Source organism: Enterobacter sp. RHBSTW-01064, from assembly GCF_014103035.1.
GTDB lineage: Bacteria > Pseudomonadota > Gammaproteobacteria > Enterobacterales > Enterobacteriaceae > Enterobacter > Enterobacter mori.
Genome location: NZ_JABXOU010000002.1, coordinates 55,130 through 71,039 on the forward strand (window position 1 = coordinate 55,130; position 15,910 = coordinate 71,039).

Annotated in this window: 14 protein-coding genes; 4 read left to right on the forward strand and 10 right to left on the reverse strand. The window is 60.7% G+C overall.

Annotated elements, in window-relative coordinates:
* The first annotated feature begins 2 nt into the window (after positions 1-2).
* The gene (gene norV / locus HV355_RS06195) at positions 3-1,451 is read left to right on the forward strand and encodes an anaerobic nitric oxide reductase flavorubredoxin (protein WP_182401293.1); all 1,449 of its coding nucleotides are present in this window, start codon (positions 3-5) and stop codon (positions 1,449-1,451) included.
* Positions 1,448-2,581, forward strand: coding sequence for an NADH:flavorubredoxin reductase NorW (gene norW, locus HV355_RS06200; protein ID WP_182401295.1), 1,134 nt, complete (start codon positions 1,448-1,450; stop codon positions 2,579-2,581). Before norV ends, norW begins: the two co-directional genes overlap by 4 nt.
* A 375-nt stretch (positions 2,582-2,956) precedes the next feature.
* Here norW and HV355_RS06205 read toward each other — a convergent pair whose 3' ends face one another.
* The 4 genes from HV355_RS06205 to HV355_RS06220 all read right to left on the reverse strand — a co-directional run bounded on the left by HV355_RS06205 (position 2,957) and on the right by HV355_RS06220 (position 7,897).
* Positions 2,957-3,979 carry a HoxN/HupN/NixA family nickel/cobalt transporter gene (locus tag HV355_RS06205; protein WP_182401297.1) on the reverse strand — a complete coding sequence of 341 codons (1,023 nt, stop codon included), beginning with the start codon at positions 3,977-3,979 and terminating at the stop codon, positions 2,957-2,959.
* 1 nt (position 3,980) lies between these two features.
* Positions 3,981-6,197 carry a carbamoyltransferase HypF gene (gene hypF / locus HV355_RS06210; protein ID WP_182401299.1) on the reverse strand — a complete coding sequence of 739 codons (2,217 nt, stop codon included), beginning with the start codon at positions 6,195-6,197 and terminating at the stop codon, positions 3,981-3,983.
* Positions 6,198-6,203: 6 nt separating this feature from the next.
* Positions 6,204-6,749, reverse strand: coding sequence for an electron transport protein HydN (gene hydN / locus HV355_RS06215; RefSeq protein WP_108416405.1), 546 nt, complete (start codon positions 6,747-6,749; stop codon positions 6,204-6,206).
* A gap of 134 nt (positions 6,750-6,883) precedes the next feature.
* On the reverse strand, positions 6,884-7,897 hold the full coding sequence (locus HV355_RS06220; protein WP_010434454.1) for a LacI family DNA-binding transcriptional regulator: 1,014 nt from the start codon (positions 7,895-7,897) through the stop codon (positions 6,884-6,886).
* Between the two features lie 213 nt (positions 7,898-8,110).
* Here HV355_RS06220 and ascF point away from each other — a divergent pair, with 213 nt between their 5' ends.
* Together ascF and HV355_RS06230 are read left to right on the forward strand one after the other, a co-directional pair.
* Positions 8,111-9,562: a PTS cellobiose/arbutin/salicin transporter subunit IIBC gene (ascF, locus tag HV355_RS06225; RefSeq protein ID WP_182401301.1), complete on the forward strand. Its 1,452-nt coding sequence runs from the start codon at positions 8,111-8,113 to the stop codon at positions 9,560-9,562.
* An 18-nt stretch (positions 9,563-9,580) separates the two neighbouring features.
* Positions 9,581-11,005, forward strand: a complete 1,425-nt coding sequence (locus tag HV355_RS06230) for a 6-phospho-beta-glucosidase (protein WP_182401302.1) — start codon at positions 9,581-9,583, stop codon at positions 11,003-11,005.
* An 81-nt stretch (positions 11,006-11,086) separates the two neighbouring features.
* Here HV355_RS06230 and hycI read toward each other — a convergent pair whose 3' ends face one another.
* From hycI to HV355_RS06260, 6 genes are read right to left on the reverse strand one after another with little or no spacing between them, the layout of a single operon-like run.
* Positions 11,087-11,542 (reverse strand): hydrogenase maturation peptidase HycI, encoded by a 456-nt coding sequence (gene hycI, locus HV355_RS06235; protein WP_182401304.1) that lies wholly within the window; start codon positions 11,540-11,542, stop codon positions 11,087-11,089.
* Positions 11,535-11,945, reverse strand: coding sequence for a formate hydrogenlyase maturation HycH family protein (locus HV355_RS06240; RefSeq protein ID WP_108416401.1), 411 nt, complete (start codon positions 11,943-11,945; stop codon positions 11,535-11,537). Before HV355_RS06240 ends, hycI begins: the two co-directional genes overlap by 8 nt.
* Positions 11,942-12,709 carry an NADH-quinone oxidoreductase subunit B family protein gene (locus HV355_RS06245; RefSeq protein WP_182401306.1) on the reverse strand — a complete coding sequence of 256 codons (768 nt, stop codon included), beginning with the start codon at positions 12,707-12,709 and terminating at the stop codon, positions 11,942-11,944. Before HV355_RS06245 ends, HV355_RS06240 begins: the two co-directional genes overlap by 4 nt.
* On the reverse strand, positions 12,709-13,251 hold the full coding sequence (locus HV355_RS06250) for a formate hydrogenlyase complex iron-sulfur subunit (RefSeq protein ID WP_182401308.1): 543 nt from the start codon (positions 13,249-13,251) through the stop codon (positions 12,709-12,711). The genes HV355_RS06245 and HV355_RS06250 overlap by 1 nt, the downstream gene beginning before the upstream one ends.
* 9 nt (positions 13,252-13,260) lie before the next feature.
* Complete coding sequence (hycE, locus tag HV355_RS06255; RefSeq protein ID WP_126816865.1) at positions 13,261-14,970, reverse strand: formate hydrogenlyase subunit HycE; 1,710 nt, start codon at positions 14,968-14,970, stop codon at positions 13,261-13,263.
* A gap of 15 nt (positions 14,971-14,985) precedes the next feature.
* Entirely contained in the window at positions 14,986-15,909 is a 924-nt protein-coding gene (locus tag HV355_RS06260) for a respiratory chain complex I subunit 1 family protein (protein WP_182401310.1), read from the reverse strand.
* Position 15,910 lies beyond the last annotated feature (1 nt).

Below are 15,910 nucleotides of genomic sequence, written 5' to 3' on the forward strand. Positions count from 1 at the left end.
CTATGTCTATTCTGGTTAAAAATAACATTCATTGGGTGGGTCAACGTGACTGGGAAGTACGCGATTTCCACGGGACGGAATACAAAACGCTGCGCGGCAGCAGCTACAACAGCTATCTCATCCGCGAAGGAAAAAACGTGCTGATCGATACCGTCGATCACAAGTTCAGCCGCGAGTTCGTGCAGAACCTGCGCAGCGAAATCGACCTGGACGCCATCGACTACATCATCATCAACCACGCGGAAGAAGATCACGCCGGTGCGCTGACCGAGCTGATGTCTTACATTCCGGACACCCCGATCTACTGCACCACCAACGCCATCGACTCGATCAACGGCCACCACCACCATCCGGAGTGGAACTTCCACACCGTTAAAACCGGCGACGCGCTGGATATCGGCAACGGCAAACAGCTGATCTTCGTGGAAACCCCGATGCTGCACTGGCCGGACAGCATGATGACCTACATGACCGGCGACGCGGTGCTGTTCAGCAACGATGCCTTCGGCCAGCACTACTGCGACGAGCGCCTGTTCAACGACGAAGTGGACCAGACCGAGCTGTTCGAGCAGTGCCAACGCTACTACGCCAACATCCTGACCCCGTTCAGCCGTCTGGTCACGCCAAAAATCACCGAAATCCTCGGCTTTAACCTGCCGGTGGACATGATTGCCACCTCCCACGGCGTGGTGTGGCGTGAGAACCCGACCCAGATCGTCGAGCTGTACCTGAAGTGGGCGGCGGACTATCAGGAAGACCGCATCACGATCTTCTACGACACCATGTCCAACAACACCCGCATGATGGCGGACGCCATTGCCCAGGGCATCAACGAAGTGGACCCGAACGTGGCGGTGAAAATCTTCAACGTGGCGCGCAGCGATAAGAACGAGGTATTGACCAACGTGTTCCGCTCTAAGGGCGTGCTGGTGGGCACTTCCACCATGAATAACGTAATGATGCCGAAAATTGCCGGCCTGGTGGAAGAGATGACCGGCCTGCGTTTTCGCAACAAGCGCGCCAGCGCCTTTGGCTCCCACGGCTGGAGCGGCGGCGCGGTAGACCGTCTCTCCACCCGTTTACAGGATGCCGGTTTTGAAATGTCCCTGAGCCTGAAGGCGAAATGGCGTCCGGATATCGACGCGCTTGAGATCTGCCGCCAGCACGGTCGCGACATTGCCCGTCAGTGGGCGCTCGCTCCGCTGCCGGAAGTGACGGCAAAACCCACCGAACAGCAGGAAGCCTGCGCCTGTGCCGCCGCGGCGGCCGCCGATCTCGGCCCGCGCATGCAGTGCAGCGTCTGCCAGTGGATTTACGATCCTGAACTGGGCGAACCGCTGCAGGATGTTGCCCCGGGCACGCCGTGGCGCGACGTGCCGGACAACTTCCTCTGCCCGGAATGTTCACTCGGTAAGGACGTCTTTGACGAACTGGGTACGGAGGCAAAATGAGCAACGGTATCGTCATCATCGGCTCGGGCTTTGCCGCCCGCCAGCTGGTGAAAAACATCCGCAAGCAGGATGCCAGCGTGCCGCTGACGGTGATTGCCGCCGACAGCATGGACGAGTACAACAAGCCTGATTTAAGCCACGTCATTAGCCAGAATCAGCGCGCCGAAGACCTCACCCGCCAGACGGCGGGGGAGTTCGCAGAGCAGTTTAACCTGCATCTGTTCCCGTACACCTGGGTCACCGATATCGACGCCGATGCCCACGTAGTGAAAGCGAAAGATAAAACCTGGCAGTACGACAAGCTTGTGCTGGCCACGGGTGCCTCTGCGTTTGTGCCGCCGATTGAAGGCCGCGAGCTGATGATCACCCTCAACAGCCAGCAGGAGTACCGGGCCAGCGAAACGGGGCTTCGCGACGCTCAGCGGGTAATGATTGTCGGCGGCGGGCTGATCGGCACCGAGCTGGCGATGGATTTCTGCCGGGCGGGCAAATCCGTCACCCTGGTTGACCACGCGGCGAGCATTCTGTCGGCGCTGATGCCCGCAGAAGTAAGCAGTCGCTTACAGCATCGCCTGACCGACATGGGCGTGCATCTGCTGTTGAAATCGCAGCTGCACAGCCTGAGCAAAACCGAAGGCGGCATTCGTGCCACGCTCGACCGCAGCCGCAGCGTTGAGGTGGACGTGGTTATTGCGGCGACGGGCCTGCGCCCGGAAACCGCGCTGGCGCATCGCGCAGGGGCAGAAACAGGCCGTGGTGTGAAGGTAAATAGCGACCTGCAAACTACGCAGCCGGATATTTACGCCCTGGGCGACTGCGCTGAAATTAACGGTCTGGTGCTGCCCTTCCTGCAGCCGATTCAATTAAGCGCGATGTATCTGGCGAAAAACCTGCTCGGCGGCAGCGCGCCGCTGAAATTACCTGCCATGCTGATTAAAGTAAAAACGCCGGAATTACCGCTGCACCTTGCCGGTGAAACGCAGCGTCAGGATCTGAACTGGCAAATTACCCTCGGACCGCAGGGAATGGTCGCGCGCGGTGCCGATAATGAGGGTCAACTACGCGCTTTTGTCGTCAGTGAAGACCGGATGAAGGAGGCTTTCGCCCTGCTGAAATCGCTACCTGCTTAACCCTCGTATTGCCGGGTGGCGCTTCGCTTACCCGGCCTACAGCACGACCACGCTTACTTAACCTTTGGATTTAATTATCCACCGCCCCGATGTCCCGGGGCTTTTTTTACGCACCCTATTCATCAAATAAATACAAAACAGGTATATCATCGCTATCAATCCCTTATTTATTATTTCCATTAATACTTAACTGCGAAATAGCTTAAAAGCATCTCCTTTTTTATTATTCGCATCCGGTTCAGCCGGAGACAAATCATGGCGACTTTTCATAAAGAACTCAATTATCTTTCTCGCTATTTCAAAGAGGCGGTATGCTGAGCACATTTTATTTCGCTGACTTTAATTAAGTCCGGAGGCGCGAAAAGCCGCGCCTGCTCAGGAACGCACCACCAGCGCGTCGTAGCCGCGCCAGCGGTAGTTGACCATGGAGATCAGCCAGCAGGCAATGAACAGCCCGACCACCACAAACCCGGCGTTGCCAAGATTATCGTTTAACGCACCAATCAGATCCCAGACGCCGCCGCTGAGGGCGAATTTGTCCATCAGCAGGCCCAGCGCTTCCAGCCCGCCGATAAACAGCGCCACCACCACGGAGGTGCCGGTGATGGTCATGTTGTAGTAGAGCTTGCGCTGCGGCTTGTTAAACGCCCAGCCGTAGGCACCGACCATCAGCAGGTTGTCGAGGGTATCCACCAGCGCCATGCCGCTGGCGAAGAGCGCCGGGAAGATCATGATTGACCACACCGACATCCCGCTGGAGGCGCTGGCAGCAGAGATCCCCAGCACGCCAATCTCGGTGGCCGTGTCAAAGCCGAGGCCAAACAGGAAACCAACCAGGTACATCTGCCAGCTTTTATTCACCAGGCGAAAGGTTTTGCCGAACAGCCAGTTCATGACGCCGCCCTGAGCAGGGAGCGTAATGTCGCCCTGCACGGGCCTGCCGTGTTTCAGCGCCTGAAAACTGCGCCAGACGCCGCGCAGGATCACCATGTTCACCAGCGCCATCGCCAGCAGGAAGGTGGCGGAAACGGCCGTGCCAATCAGGCTGCCAGTTTCGTGGAACCATTCCATGTTTTTCTGAAACGCCGTCGCGGTAGCGGCGATGGCAATCGAGGCCAGCACCACGATGGTGGAGTGCCCCAGCGAGAACCACGCCCCCACGCCGGACGGGCGTTTGCCCTGCTGCATCATCTTACGCGTCACGGTATCAATCGCGGCGATGTGGTCGGCGTCCACCGCGTGACGCAGCCCGTAGCACCACGCCAGCAGGCTGGCGGCCATCAGCGCCGTGCTGCCGCTAAAGGCGTGCCATGCCCATCCCCAGGCCAGCAGGTTTGCCATTACCAGAGCCAGCAGCAGAAGCGCGGCGCGAGGTTCATTGCGTAAGAGTCGTAACATTTTAAGTCCTTTGTGAACATGACCGGGCGGCGGCGACCACCGCCTGCCCGAAGGAGATCGCTCCGTCACCTGCGGGCAGGTGCGAAGGAAAAAGAAGCGTAAAGTCAGAAAGATAATGACGCAGGCGTGCGCGCAGCAGACGGTTGTGTACCACGCCGCCGCTGAGGCAGATTGTCGACAGCGATAAGCGTCGGGCATGGAACGCGGCGAGTTCCGCCAGCCCTTTTGCCAACGCGTCGTGAAACGCCCACGCGCGCTCGCAGGGCTCAGCCTGCCAGGCCAGCCACTGCCGCCAGAAAAGCGCGAGGTTGTCGACAGACAGCATCACCGGATGGTCGACGCCCGCGCACTGCGAGGCCAGCGCTTCCAGCCTGCAGGCGGCTTCCCCCTCCCAGGACTGCGCGTCGATACCGAGCGCGCAGGCGACCGCATCAAACAGGCGACCACATGACGAGGCCTGCGGCGCGTTGATGCCGCGCCCGATCGCCGTTGCCAGCAGCGGCCAGTTCTGGCGCTGTACCGCGCGCGTTTCCGGATACTGCTGCCAGTCAGGGACAAATGCCAGACAGTGGGCGAGTAAATTGCGCCACGGCTGCCGCGCCGCCAGATCGCCGCCCGGCAGCGCAACGGCAGGCAGCCCGCCCAGATGCTCGCACGCGAGATAGTTCACCCGCAGGCACTCCCCGCCCCACAGCGCGCCGTTCTCGCCCATGCCGATCCCGTCCAGCGTGAGGGCGATAACGTCTCCGCCCTCACGCGGCCAGCCGTTTTCCGCCAGGCACGCCGCCGCGTGGGCGTGATGGTGCAGTACGGTTTCGACCGGCAGCGCCTGCGCTTGCGCCCATTGTTGCGTGTGATAGCCCGGATGGGCGTCGCACACCACGCGCTCCGGCTGGAAGGCGTAGATGTCCTGCATCGTCGAGAGCGCGCCACACCACTGCGCTTCGACACCCTCGTCGCCAAGATCGCCAAAATGCTGGCTCAGCACCGCCTGGCTGCCACGCACCAGGCAGAAGGTGTTTTTCATCTCCGCACCGGTGCATAACATGGCGGGGATATTCTCGAAACCCGCAGGCAACGTGATGGCATCTGGCACAAAACCGCGCGCGCGGCGCAGCATCGCACCGTCCCGATCCATCACCGAATCGTCCATCCGCTGAAGAATATCGCGATTGTGCAGCAGGAATCCGTCCGCGATGTTGCCCAGTTCATCCATCGCCTGTTGATTACTGATGGCAGGCGGCCTGCCGCTGAGGTTGCCGGAGGTCATCACCAGCGGGCGCTGGCAGTCCATCATCAGCAAATGTTGCAGCGGGTTTGCGGGAAGCATGATGCCCACGCTATCCAGACCCGGCGCGATTGCCTCGGGGAACACCGGCAGCCAGGCTTTTGGCGTGAGCACGATGGGTGCAGCGGGTGAGCCGAGCAGCGTCTGAATCGCCTCCGGCATGCCGTCCGCATTTGGGATCATCACCGCCAGCGGCTTCGATGGACGCTGCTTGCGTGACCGCAATGTCAGTATCGCCTGCGGGTTGAGCGCGTCGCAGACGAGGTGAAAACCGCCCAGCCCTTTAACCGCGACGATACCGCCGTCCTTGAGCATCGTCACCGCCGCACGCAGTGCCGTTTCGCGGGTGGCAACAACGTCGCCGGCACGCCATTCCAGCGCTGGCCCGCAGTCCGGGCACGCCACCGGCTGGGCGTGAAAACGTCGGTCGGCAGGATTGCGGTACTCCGTCTCACAGGGTGCGCACAGGGGAAATGCGGCCATCGACGTGGCCGGACGGTCATAGGGCATGGCGCGAATAATGGTAAACCGCGGCCCGCAGTGGGTGCAGTTGATAAACGGGTAGCGATAACGGCGCTCGCCGGGGTCGCGCATTTCAGCCAGACACGCCGGACAGGTGGCGGCATCCGGCACAATCTGGGTGTCCATCGCGCCGCCCGCGCTGTGGCGGATAACAAACGCGTCCGGCAGGTTCGTCCAGGTGAACGGCTGCGTTTCAACGTGGTCAATGCGTGCCAGCGGTGGGCAGTCCTGATGCAGCCTCGCGGTAAAGGCCCCCCCATTACCCGCGAGGCGCACCAGCACGCCCTCTCCGTCGTTGCAGACATCGCCCGTTAGCTGAAGCTGATGCGCAAGCTGCCAGACGAAGGGCCGAAACCCCACGCCCTGCACCTTGCCGCGCACGCGCAGCTGTACGCCGTTACTGCTCATGGCAGATCAGAACAGCAGTGATGCTGAAGTATCGAACGCCGCACGACGGCGCTTTTCGGCGCTCATCTGCTCAAGCTTGTCGCGATCCACGCAGACCAGCGCGTGCGTCGGGCAGGCTTCCATGCAGGCCGGGCCCGCCTCACGGTGGTAGCAAAGATCGCATTTGTTGGCTTCGGCTTTCTCCGCCCGCACGCTCAGCCCCAAACCGCTGTTGCGCACGACCGGACGGACAACCACCTCCATCGCGCCGTACGGGCAGGCGACCACGCAGGTTTTACAGCCAATGCAGCGCTCCTGCATCACGTGCACAAAGCCTTTCTCGCGTTTAATCGCCCCGTTCGGACAGACGTTCGCGCACGGCGCGTCTTCGCACTGGCGACAGATGGCGGCGGTAGAAATATTCACGCCTTTAATGACGTGGATGCGCGGCAGGAACGTGTCAGGCGTCAGCGACGCGCAGTCCTGCTCCGCCTGATGGGAAACCACGCACGCCACTTCACAGGTACGGCAACCTATGCACTTACTGGCATCGGCCATAATAAAACGGTTCATCTGCTTCTCCAGCATTACAGTTATGCGCGGAGATATTCATAAACCGTGCCAATTATTAACACTATGATTTTTAATGATTTTAAAAATGAGCGTGGTGCTGTCATCGTCACTTATGACGATGACAGCTGTCGACGTCACCGATGCGGACCGTCGATCACGGAGTCGCGCAGGATAAGCTCACCGGAGAAGGTTTGCTGGTATTTGAACTCACCGCCGTCAAGCATGAAGATCAGGCGGCTGATGGTCTCCTTGATCATCTCCGTCACCGGAATGCGCACGCTGGAGAGCGACGGCACCATGTACGGCGCGATGGCCACATCGTCGAAACCAATCACCGACACCGCGTCCGGCGTGGCGACACCGCTGTCGTGCAGCTGCTTCATGGCACCAATCGCCATATCGTCATTACTCGCCACCAGCGCCGTAAAGCGTTCGCCCCGGGATAACAGCTCCGCCACTGCCGCCGCACCGCTGGCCGGGTTCCATTTCCCCTGCGCAATCAGCTCCTGGCGCAGTGGAATGCCGTGCTGCATCAGTGCTGCCCGGTAACCGGAAAGACGCTCAACGCCGGTCGGGGAATCGAGTGAGCCGGTGATAAACGCAATATCTCGGTGGCCTTTCGCAATCAGCTTCGACACCGCGTCCTGGCAGGAAGCGTTATGATCGGACCAGACGCTGTGGCTGCTGTTTTTCCGCAGCCGTCGGTTGAGCACCATAATCGGCTGCTCGCACTTTTCGACGATCTCGTCCATCTCCTCCACGCTCAAAAAGCGCGGATAGATGATCACCGCGTCGCAGCGCATATCCAGCAGATACTGAATGGCCTCACGCTCCTCGTCAGCGCTGTGCTTGCCGTCCGCGAGGATCAGCTGCCGCCCTTTTTCTTCCGTCATGCGCGCGGCGTGGAACAGCAGTTCGCTAAAGTAGACGCCGTGGTAAAGGGTGTTCGTCACCACCAGTCCCAGCGTCTGGGTACGCCTGGTCGCCAGGTTGCGCGCCAGCAAATTCGGGCGATAGCCGCTCTCTTCAATGGCCTGAAACACCCGGTCTTTGGTCTCCTGGCTGACGTAGCCATTTCCCGACAGCACCCGGGAGACCGTCGCTTTCGAAACGCCTGCCCGCTTCGCCACTTCCAGCATCGTGGTCATGTTGTTATTCCGTTTGAAACTGATGAGCGCAGTGTACTGCACTGCAAAAAAATTGTCGCAGCGGCGAAATCACGCTTTGACTGACGATAGGTGATCGTCATCACGAATGTGAAAAATGTACAAAATGCGATCTTGTTTCATTCAAAGAAACTCATGATGATTATGTGAAACCGGTTTCCTACATTTCTCACAACGATAACAGGATCACATCCGATGGCCAAAAATTACGCCGCGCTGGCGAACGACGTTGTCAGCGCGCTGGGCGGCAAAGAAAACATTGTCGCCGTCACTCACTGCATGACGCGTCTGCGCTTCGTCCTGAAAGACGAAAGCCTTACCGATGCCGCGCGCCTGAAAAGCATCAGCGGCGTGCTCGGGGTGGTACGCAATGACAACCAGTGTCAGGTCATTATTGGCAACACCGTTTCTCAGGCGTACCGCGAAGTGGTGAGCCTGCTGCCAACCAGCCTGCAGCCTGCCGTACCGGAAGGCCCGCAGAAACTGACATTACGCCGCATCGGCGCCGGGATCCTCGACGCGCTGATCGGTACCATGTCCCCGCTGATCCCGGCGATCATTGGCGGCTCGATGGTCAAGCTGCTGGCAATGATCCTCGAGATGACCGGCGTGCTGGGCAAGGGCGATCCCACGCTGACCATCCTGACGGTCATTGGCGACGGCGCGTTCTTCTTCCTGCCGCTGATGGTGGCGGCCTCGGCGGCGGTGAAGTTCAAAACTAACATGTCGCTGGCTATCGCCATTGCGGGCGTGCTGGTGCACCCGAGCTTTATCGAGCTGATGGCGAAAGCCGCGCAGGGCGAGCACGTTGAGTTCGCCTTTATCCCGGTGACGGCGGTGAAATACACCTACACCGTCATCCCGGCGCTGGTCATGACCTGGTGCCTGTCGTACATCGAACGCTGGGTGGATCGCATTACCCCGGCGGTGACGAAAAACTTCCTCAAGCCGATGCTGATCGTGCTGATTGCAGCCCCACTCGCCATCGTGTTGATTGGCCCGCTGGGCATCTGGATCGGTAGCGCCATCTCCGCGCTGGTCTACACCATTCACGGCTATCTGGGCTGGCTCTCCGTCGCCATTATGGGCGCGTTGTGGCCGCTGCTGGTGATGACCGGGATGCACCGCGTCTTTACGCCGACCATCATTCAGACCATTGCCGAGACGGGCAAGGAAGGGATGGTGATGCCGTCGGAAATCGGCGCCAACCTGTCGCTCGGCGGCTCGTCGCTGGCGGTAGCGTGGAAAACCAAAAACCCGGAACTGCGCCAGACGGCGCTAGCGGCGGCGGCCTCCGCCATCATGGCGGGGATCTCTGAACCGGCGCTGTACGGCGTGGCGGTACGCCTGAAGCGTCCGCTGATTGCGAGCCTGATCAGCGGCTTTATCTGCGGTGCGGTGGCGGGCATGGCCGGTCTTGCCAGCCACTCGATGGCGGCACCGGGGCTGTTCACCAGCGTCCAGTTCTTCGACCCGGCCAACCCGATGACCATCGTATGGGTGTTTGGCGTGATGGGACTGGCAGTGGTGCTGTCGTTTGTTCTGACCCTGATACTCGGCTTTGACGATATCCCGGTCGAAGACGAGGCTGAAAAAGCGCGCGCCCTGCAGACCGCACCGGTTCAGAACAAAGCAGCAGAAGCATAAATTGAAAGCGAGGTAAGAATGTCTGTTTTTCCACAAGGATTTTTATGGGGCGGCGCGCTTGCCGCCAACCAGAGTGAAGGTGCTTACCGTGAAGGCGGCAAAGGGCTAACCACGGTCGATATGATCCCGCACGGCGCGAATCGCCTGGCGGTGAAGGTCGGTAAGGAAAAGCGTTTCTCGCTGCGTGACGACGAGTTCTACCCGAGCCACGAGGCGATTGATTTTTACCATCGCTATAAAGAAGACATCGCCCTGATGGCGGAGATGGGCTTTACGGTGTTCCGCACCTCAATTGCCTGGAGCCGCCTCTACCCGAACGGCGACGAGCCGCTGCCGAACAAAGAGGGTATTGCCTTCTACCGCGCGGTGTTCGAGGAGTGCAAAAAGTACAACATTGAGCCGCTGGTGACCCTGTGCCACTTCGACGTGCCGATGCACCTGGTAACGGAGTACGGCTCCTGGCGCAACCGCAAGATGGTCGATTTCTTCGCCCGCTACGCCCGCACCTGCTTTGAAGAATTTAACGGGTTGGTGAAATACTGGCTGACCTTCAACGAAATCAACATCATGCTGCACAGCCCGTTCTCCGGCGCGGGGCTGGTGTTTGAGGAGGGTGAAAACGAAGATCAGGTGAAATACCAGGCCGCGCACCACGAGCTGGTGGCGAGTGCGCTGGCGACCAAAATCGCCCACGAGGTGAACCCGGAAAACCAGGTCGGCTGCATGCTGGCGGGCGGCAATTTCTACCCGTACTCCTGCAAGCCGGAAGACGTGTGGATGGCGCTGGAGAAAGACCGCGAGAACCTGTTCTTTATCGATGTGCAGGCGCGCGGCAGCTACCCGGCCTACTCCGCCCGCGTGTTCCGCGAAAAAGGCGTGGTGATTGTGAAAGACCCGGGCGACGACGACCTGCTGAAAAACACCGTCGACTTTGTTTCGTTCAGCTATTACGCCTCGCGCTGCGCGTCGGCGGACATGAACGCGGGCAACACCAGCGCGGCGAACATCGTGAAGTCCCTCCGTAACCCGCATATTCAGGTGAGCGAATGGGGCTGGGGCATTGACCCGCTCGGCCTGCGCATCACCATGAACATGATGTACGACCGCTACCAGAAGCCGCTGTTCCTGGTGGAAAATGGCCTCGGGGCGAAGGACGAGATCGATGCGAATGGCGAGATCAACGACGACTACCGCATCAGCTACCTGCGCGAGCACATCCGCGCGATGGGCGACGCGATTGAGGACGGCGTGCCGCTGATGGGCTACACCACCTGGGGCTGCATCGACCTGGTGGCCGCCTCAACGGGCGAGATGAGCAAGCGCTACGGTTTTGTGTACGTTGACCGCGATGACGCCGGAAACGGCACGCTGGACCGCAAGCGCAAGAAATCGTTCGGGTGGTACAAGAAGGTGATTGCGAGTAACGGGGCGGATCTCGAGTAGCCTGTTTTGCCGGGTGGCGGCTTCGCCTTACCCGGCCTACAAAACCGTAGGCCCGGTAAGCGTAGCGCCACCGGGCGCTGTTCAGAGCCGGGAAAATCCCCCGTCCCCAACCCATCCGGCAAGCCGTGAATAGACCACGTCCACCGCCTCTTTCACCGGCGGCGTCATCGGGTAATAAAACCCAACGATGTCCGGCTGAATGCCCAAAAACAGCACCTCGCCCACGTCGTCTTTAATCTGATCGACCAGGTAGTTCAGCGGCATATTGTGCGTCGTCATCATAAACATCTCGGCGATGTCGTCCGGGTCAATCAGGCGGATCTCACCGGGGTTAAGACCCATATCGGTGGCATCGACGATTAACAGCCTGTCCGGGCGCAGTTCGCGAATGGCTACCACGTCGTTTTCCGGCGCGCTGCCGCCGTCGATAACCACCCAGTTGCTCTGCGGATTCGCGGCGCACATCTCTGCCAGCAGCGGGCCCGCGCCGTCGTCGCCCATCATGCTATTGCCGACACACAGTAAAACGTCAGTCACGTAATCTCCTCACCATCAGGTAGATGGCGCTCTCCTGATGAATATCGTGCAGCATGCTGAGCAGCGTTTTGCTCCACGCCTGCTGCTCGGGGGTTTGCCTGCCGAGCGCCGCGTCAAAGGCGTTGGCGAGCATCGCAATGTGGTTGGCGTCGATGACGATTTCGCCGTACTTCGGCACGCCCTCCATCTTGCGCCGCGCCGTGCTGCCCTCCTCCAGCGTGGCGATCCACGTCAGGTACTCGGGCCACGGGCAGCTTAACGCCGCCTCCAGGCAGTCGATCACCCCGAGGTGGTGCCCAATCGCCAGGCTGTAATAGACCACCTGCTGCGCCGCATCCGGCGTGGCATCGTTCTCATCAATAAACTTACGGCTCAGCTGGCTGAACACCACCGTTTCACTCATCGGATACGCGCCTCATCCACAACGCTGTTCAGGTTCGCCACAATCTCGTTGAGACGCGGATCGTTTTCCGCCTCCAGCCAGCGCGCCACCTGATGGTCGCCCTGGCTCAGCAGGCGCAGATAATCGTCGGCAATCTGACGCCCGTAACGGTAGCCAGCCTGCCTGCGCGCCGTGCGGTCCACTTTCACCCGCAGCGGCTGCACCATGTCCGGGTGCAGGATGGCCGCAGGTTTGTTGTCCAGCTCGCCCGGCTCGCGGGCGTGGATTTTTTGCTCCAGCAGGCCGAGCGCCATCGCAAAGCCGTACAGCGTCGCGGCGGGCGTTGGCGGGCAGCCCGGAATGTAGACGTCCACCGGCACGATTTTGTCGGTGCCCCCCCAGACACAGTAAAGGTCGTGGAAGATGCCGCCGCTGTTGCCGCAGGCCCCGTACGAGATGCAGATTTTCGGGTCCGGCGCAGACTGCCAGGCGCGCAGCGCGGGGGAGCGCATGGCGCGGGTGACGGCCCCGGTGAACAGCAGAATGTCCGCATGACGCGGGGACGGCACCACCTTGATGCCGAAGCGCTCGGCGTCAAACAGCGGTGACAGGGTGGCGAAGATCTCAATCTCGCAGCCGTTGCAGCCGCCGCAGTCCACGCGGTAGACGTAGGCCGAGCGTTTGATTTTTTTCAGCAGCGACGCCTTCATGCTGGCGATGGATTCGTCCACCGTCATCGGCACCGGAATGCCGTTTGCGTCGCGCGGGCCGAGTAAATTGTCCATCAGCTGGCCTCTCTCATATGGCGGGTGATATCAATGCGGTCGGACGGCAGCAGGCACTTCTGACGCTTGCACTCCGGGCAGGTTTCAAAGCTTTCACGATGATGCTCCGCGCGGGCGTCGCCGTTGTGCTGCAGCAGCGCGATGGCGTAGTCGATCTCTTTCTGCACGGCGAACGGGCGTCTACAGACGCGGCAGTTGCACAGATCAAAGCGCGACTGCTGGAGAAAATCCTCTTTCTTCCACACCGCCAGCTCGTACTCCTGCGACAGGCGAATGGCGACCGTCGGGCAGACCTCATCGCAGCGGCCGCAGAAGATGCAGCGTCCGAGGTTAAACTGCCAGGCCAGCTCGCCGGTTTTGAGATCCGTTTCCACCGTCAGGGCATTCGACGGACAGGCGTTAACGCAGGCCGCGCAGCCGATGCACTGCTGCGGATTGTGCTCCGGCTTGCCGCGAAAGTTTTTATCCACCGGCATCGGCTCCAGCGGATAGCTGCTGGTCTGCGTGCCCGTTTTGATCACTTTTTTGATAAAGGTAAACATGGCGAGTCCTTATTTCAGCGGCGAGTTCTTACGCTCGATGCTGTAGCGCTCAAGCTCTTTGTATGGCACCACCTGGCTTTTCTTCTTGCGCACGTCCACGACGGTCATGCGGTCGGTGCAGGAGTAGCACGGGTCGAGGCTGCCGATGATCAGCGGCGCATCGGAAACCGTGTTGCCGCGCAGCATGTAGCGCAGGGTTGGCCAGTTGGCGTAGGTGGCCGCGCGGCAGCGCCAGCGGTAAAGCTTCTGGTTGTCGCCGGTCATGCTCCAGTGAATGTCGTCCCCGCGCGGCGCTTCGGCAAAGCCGAGGGCAAAGCGGTTCGGGATGTAGGTGAAGCCCTCCACCATCAGCGGGCCGCCCGGCAGGTTATCGAGGCCGAAGTCGATCATATTCAGGGCGGTGAATACCTCGTTGATACGCACCTTGAGGCGCGAAATAACGTCGCAGCCCTGCTCGCTGTGCACGGTCATCGGCAACAGGCCGTAGCCGACAAACGGGTGATCGGCGCGGGTATCACGGGCGTGGCCGCTGGCGCGCACCATCGGGCCGACGTTGCTGAAGTCGCGGGCGATTTCCGGGTCAAGACGGCCGATGCCCACGGTGCGCTGCTCGATGTTTGGCGTGCTGAGCAGCATGTCCACCAGCTCCTGCACGTCGCGGCGCATCTGCTGCGCCAGCAGGCGGGTCTGGATCATGTCGTCCTTCAGCAGGTCGCGGCGGATCCCGCCAATCAGGTTCAGACCGTAGGTTTTACGCGCCCCGGTGAGGATCTCCGCCATCTTCATCGACGCCTCGCGCACGCGGAAGAACTGCATAAACCCGGAGTCAAAACCGACGAAGTGGCAGGCCAGGCCGAGGTTGAGCAGGTGCGAGTGCAGGCGCTCCACCTCCAGCAGAATGGCGCGGATCATCTGCGCGCGTTCGGGCACCACGATCCCCATGCCGTTCTCCACCGAGGTGGTGTAGGCGGTGCTGTGGGCGAAGCCGCAGATGCCGCACACGCGGTCAGAAAGAAACGTCACTTCGTTGTAGCCCATGCGGGTTTCCGCCAGCTTTTCCATGCCGCGATGGACGTAGAACAGGCGGTAGTCGGCGTCGATAATGTTTTCGCCATCGACGAACAGGCGGAAGTGGCCCGGTTCGTCGGAGGTGACGTGCAGCGGGCCGATCGGCACCACGTTGTTCTTCTTGCTGCCCAGCTCGTTGATAAACTCGTAGGTTTCGCTGTCGGTGGTCGGCGCCGGGCGCTGGCGGTAGTCCATGCTGTCTTTGCGCAGCGGATAGAGTTCGTCCGGCCAGTCGTCCGGCAGCACCAGGCGTCGCTCGTCCGGCAGGCCGACCGGCACCAGGCCGTACATGTCGCGCACTTCGCGCTCGCCCCAGACGGCGGCGGGCACGCGCGGCGTGACGGACGGATATTCCGGCTTATTTGGGTCAACTTCGACGCGCACAGTGAGCCAGCACTTTTCGCCCTGCTCCATCGACATCACGTAGTACACGGCGTAATTGCCGCACAGCTGGCGCTCGTCGTTACCGAACAGCACCGACAGCCAGCCGCCCTGCTGGTAGTAGAGAAACTCCACCACTTCCGGCAGATAGTTCACCTTTACGGTGACGGTTATCTGGTCTTTGGTTTGCCAGGACTCCTCCAGCACCACGCCGGGGAAGGCCTGATGCAACGCGGCGAGATACTGCTGACCTTTCTTTTCTTCAGACATAAAAATTCTCTTTAATCACGCCACCAGCAAGGAGACGAACGCTAAAAATGCAAAACCAAAACCGGCCCAGGTGATGCGCGACGTTTCGACAAAACGCAGGCGCGCCATGCTGTTTTCAAACAGGGCAATCACCAGCACGCCGACCAGCAGCTTGAGGGCGGCAATCACGACGGCCAGCACCAGACCGCCCGCGGAGAAGTGCGTCATCTGCCCCCACGGGAAGAAGACGCCGACAAACATCTGCAGCACCACCAGCTGTTTGAGGCTGATGCCCCACTTCAGCACCGCGAAGCCGTAGCCGCTGTACTCGGTAAGCGGCCCTTCCTGCAGCTCCTGCTCCGCTTCTGCCAGATCGAACGGCAGTTTGCCCATCTCAATAAAGGTGGCGAACGCGCAGGCGCAGAGCGCCAGCACCAGCGGGATCGAGCGCGCCACAGGCCAGTGATAAACGGTGTCGGTGATAAAACTGATATGGGTTGAACCCGCGACCTGCGCGGCGACCCACAGCCCGAGTAGCAGGATCGGCTCAACCAGCACGCCTAGCATTGCCTCGCGGCTGGCACCGATGCCGGTAAATGGGCTCCCGGTGTCCAGGCCCGCAATCGCAAAGAAGAAGCGGGCGATGGCGAAGAGGTAAATCAGCGTAATCAGATCGCCGAGCGCCGGCAGCGGCGATCCCACCGTCACCACCGGCAGCGCGGTGGCGATGGTCAGCATCACGCCCACCATCACGAACGGCGTCAGGCGGAAGACCCAGCCTGAGGCATCCGGGGCCACGCTCTGACGAGAAAGCAGCTTGAAGAGATCGCGATACTCCTGGAGCACCCCGGGCCCGCGACGGTTATGCATTCGGGCGCGTGCCACGCGCGTGATGCCCGACAGCAGCGGCGCAGCAGCGAACAGCACCAGCGCCTGAAGAATGGCCAGTAACAAACTCATG

What these genes read in the sequence shown, in the direction of transcription:
- HV355_RS06230 (WP_182401302.1), top strand. Translation starts at nt 9,581, where the DNA reads ATGTCTGTTTTTCCACAAGGATTTTTATGGGGCGGCGCGCTTGCCGCC.
- hypF (WP_182401299.1), bottom strand. Translation starts at nt 6,197, where the DNA reads ATGAGCAGTAACGGCGTACAGCTGCGCGTGCGCGGCAAGGTGCAGGGC.
- HV355_RS06245 (WP_182401306.1), bottom strand. Translation starts at nt 12,709, where the DNA reads ATGGACAATTTACTCGGCCCGCGCGACGCAAACGGCATTCCGGTGCCG.
- hydN (WP_108416405.1), bottom strand. Translation starts at nt 6,749, where the DNA reads ATGAACCGTTTTATTATGGCCGATGCCAGTAAGTGCATAGGTTGCCGT.
- ascF (WP_182401301.1), top strand. Translation starts at nt 8,111, where the DNA reads ATGGCCAAAAATTACGCCGCGCTGGCGAACGACGTTGTCAGCGCGCTG.
- HV355_RS06220 (WP_010434454.1), bottom strand. Translation starts at nt 7,897, where the DNA reads ATGACCACGATGCTGGAAGTGGCGAAGCGGGCAGGCGTTTCGAAAGCG.
- norV (WP_182401293.1), top strand. Translation starts at nt 3, where the DNA reads ATGTCTATTCTGGTTAAAAATAACATTCATTGGGTGGGTCAACGTGAC.
- HV355_RS06240 (WP_108416401.1), bottom strand. Translation starts at nt 11,945, where the DNA reads ATGAGTGAAACGGTGGTGTTCAGCCAGCTGAGCCGTAAGTTTATTGAT.
- HV355_RS06250 (WP_182401308.1), bottom strand. Translation starts at nt 13,251, where the DNA reads ATGTTTACCTTTATCAAAAAAGTGATCAAAACGGGCACGCAGACCAGC.
- HV355_RS06205 (WP_182401297.1), bottom strand. Translation starts at nt 3,979, where the DNA reads ATGTTACGACTCTTACGCAATGAACCTCGCGCCGCGCTTCTGCTGCTG.
- hycE (WP_126816865.1), bottom strand. Translation starts at nt 14,970, where the DNA reads ATGTCTGAAGAAAAGAAAGGTCAGCAGTATCTCGCCGCGTTGCATCAG.
- HV355_RS06260 (WP_182401310.1), bottom strand. Translation starts at nt 15,909, where the DNA reads ATGAGTTTGTTACTGGCCATTCTTCAGGCGCTGGTGCTGTTCGCTGCT.
- norW (WP_182401295.1), top strand. Translation starts at nt 1,448, where the DNA reads ATGAGCAACGGTATCGTCATCATCGGCTCGGGCTTTGCCGCCCGCCAG.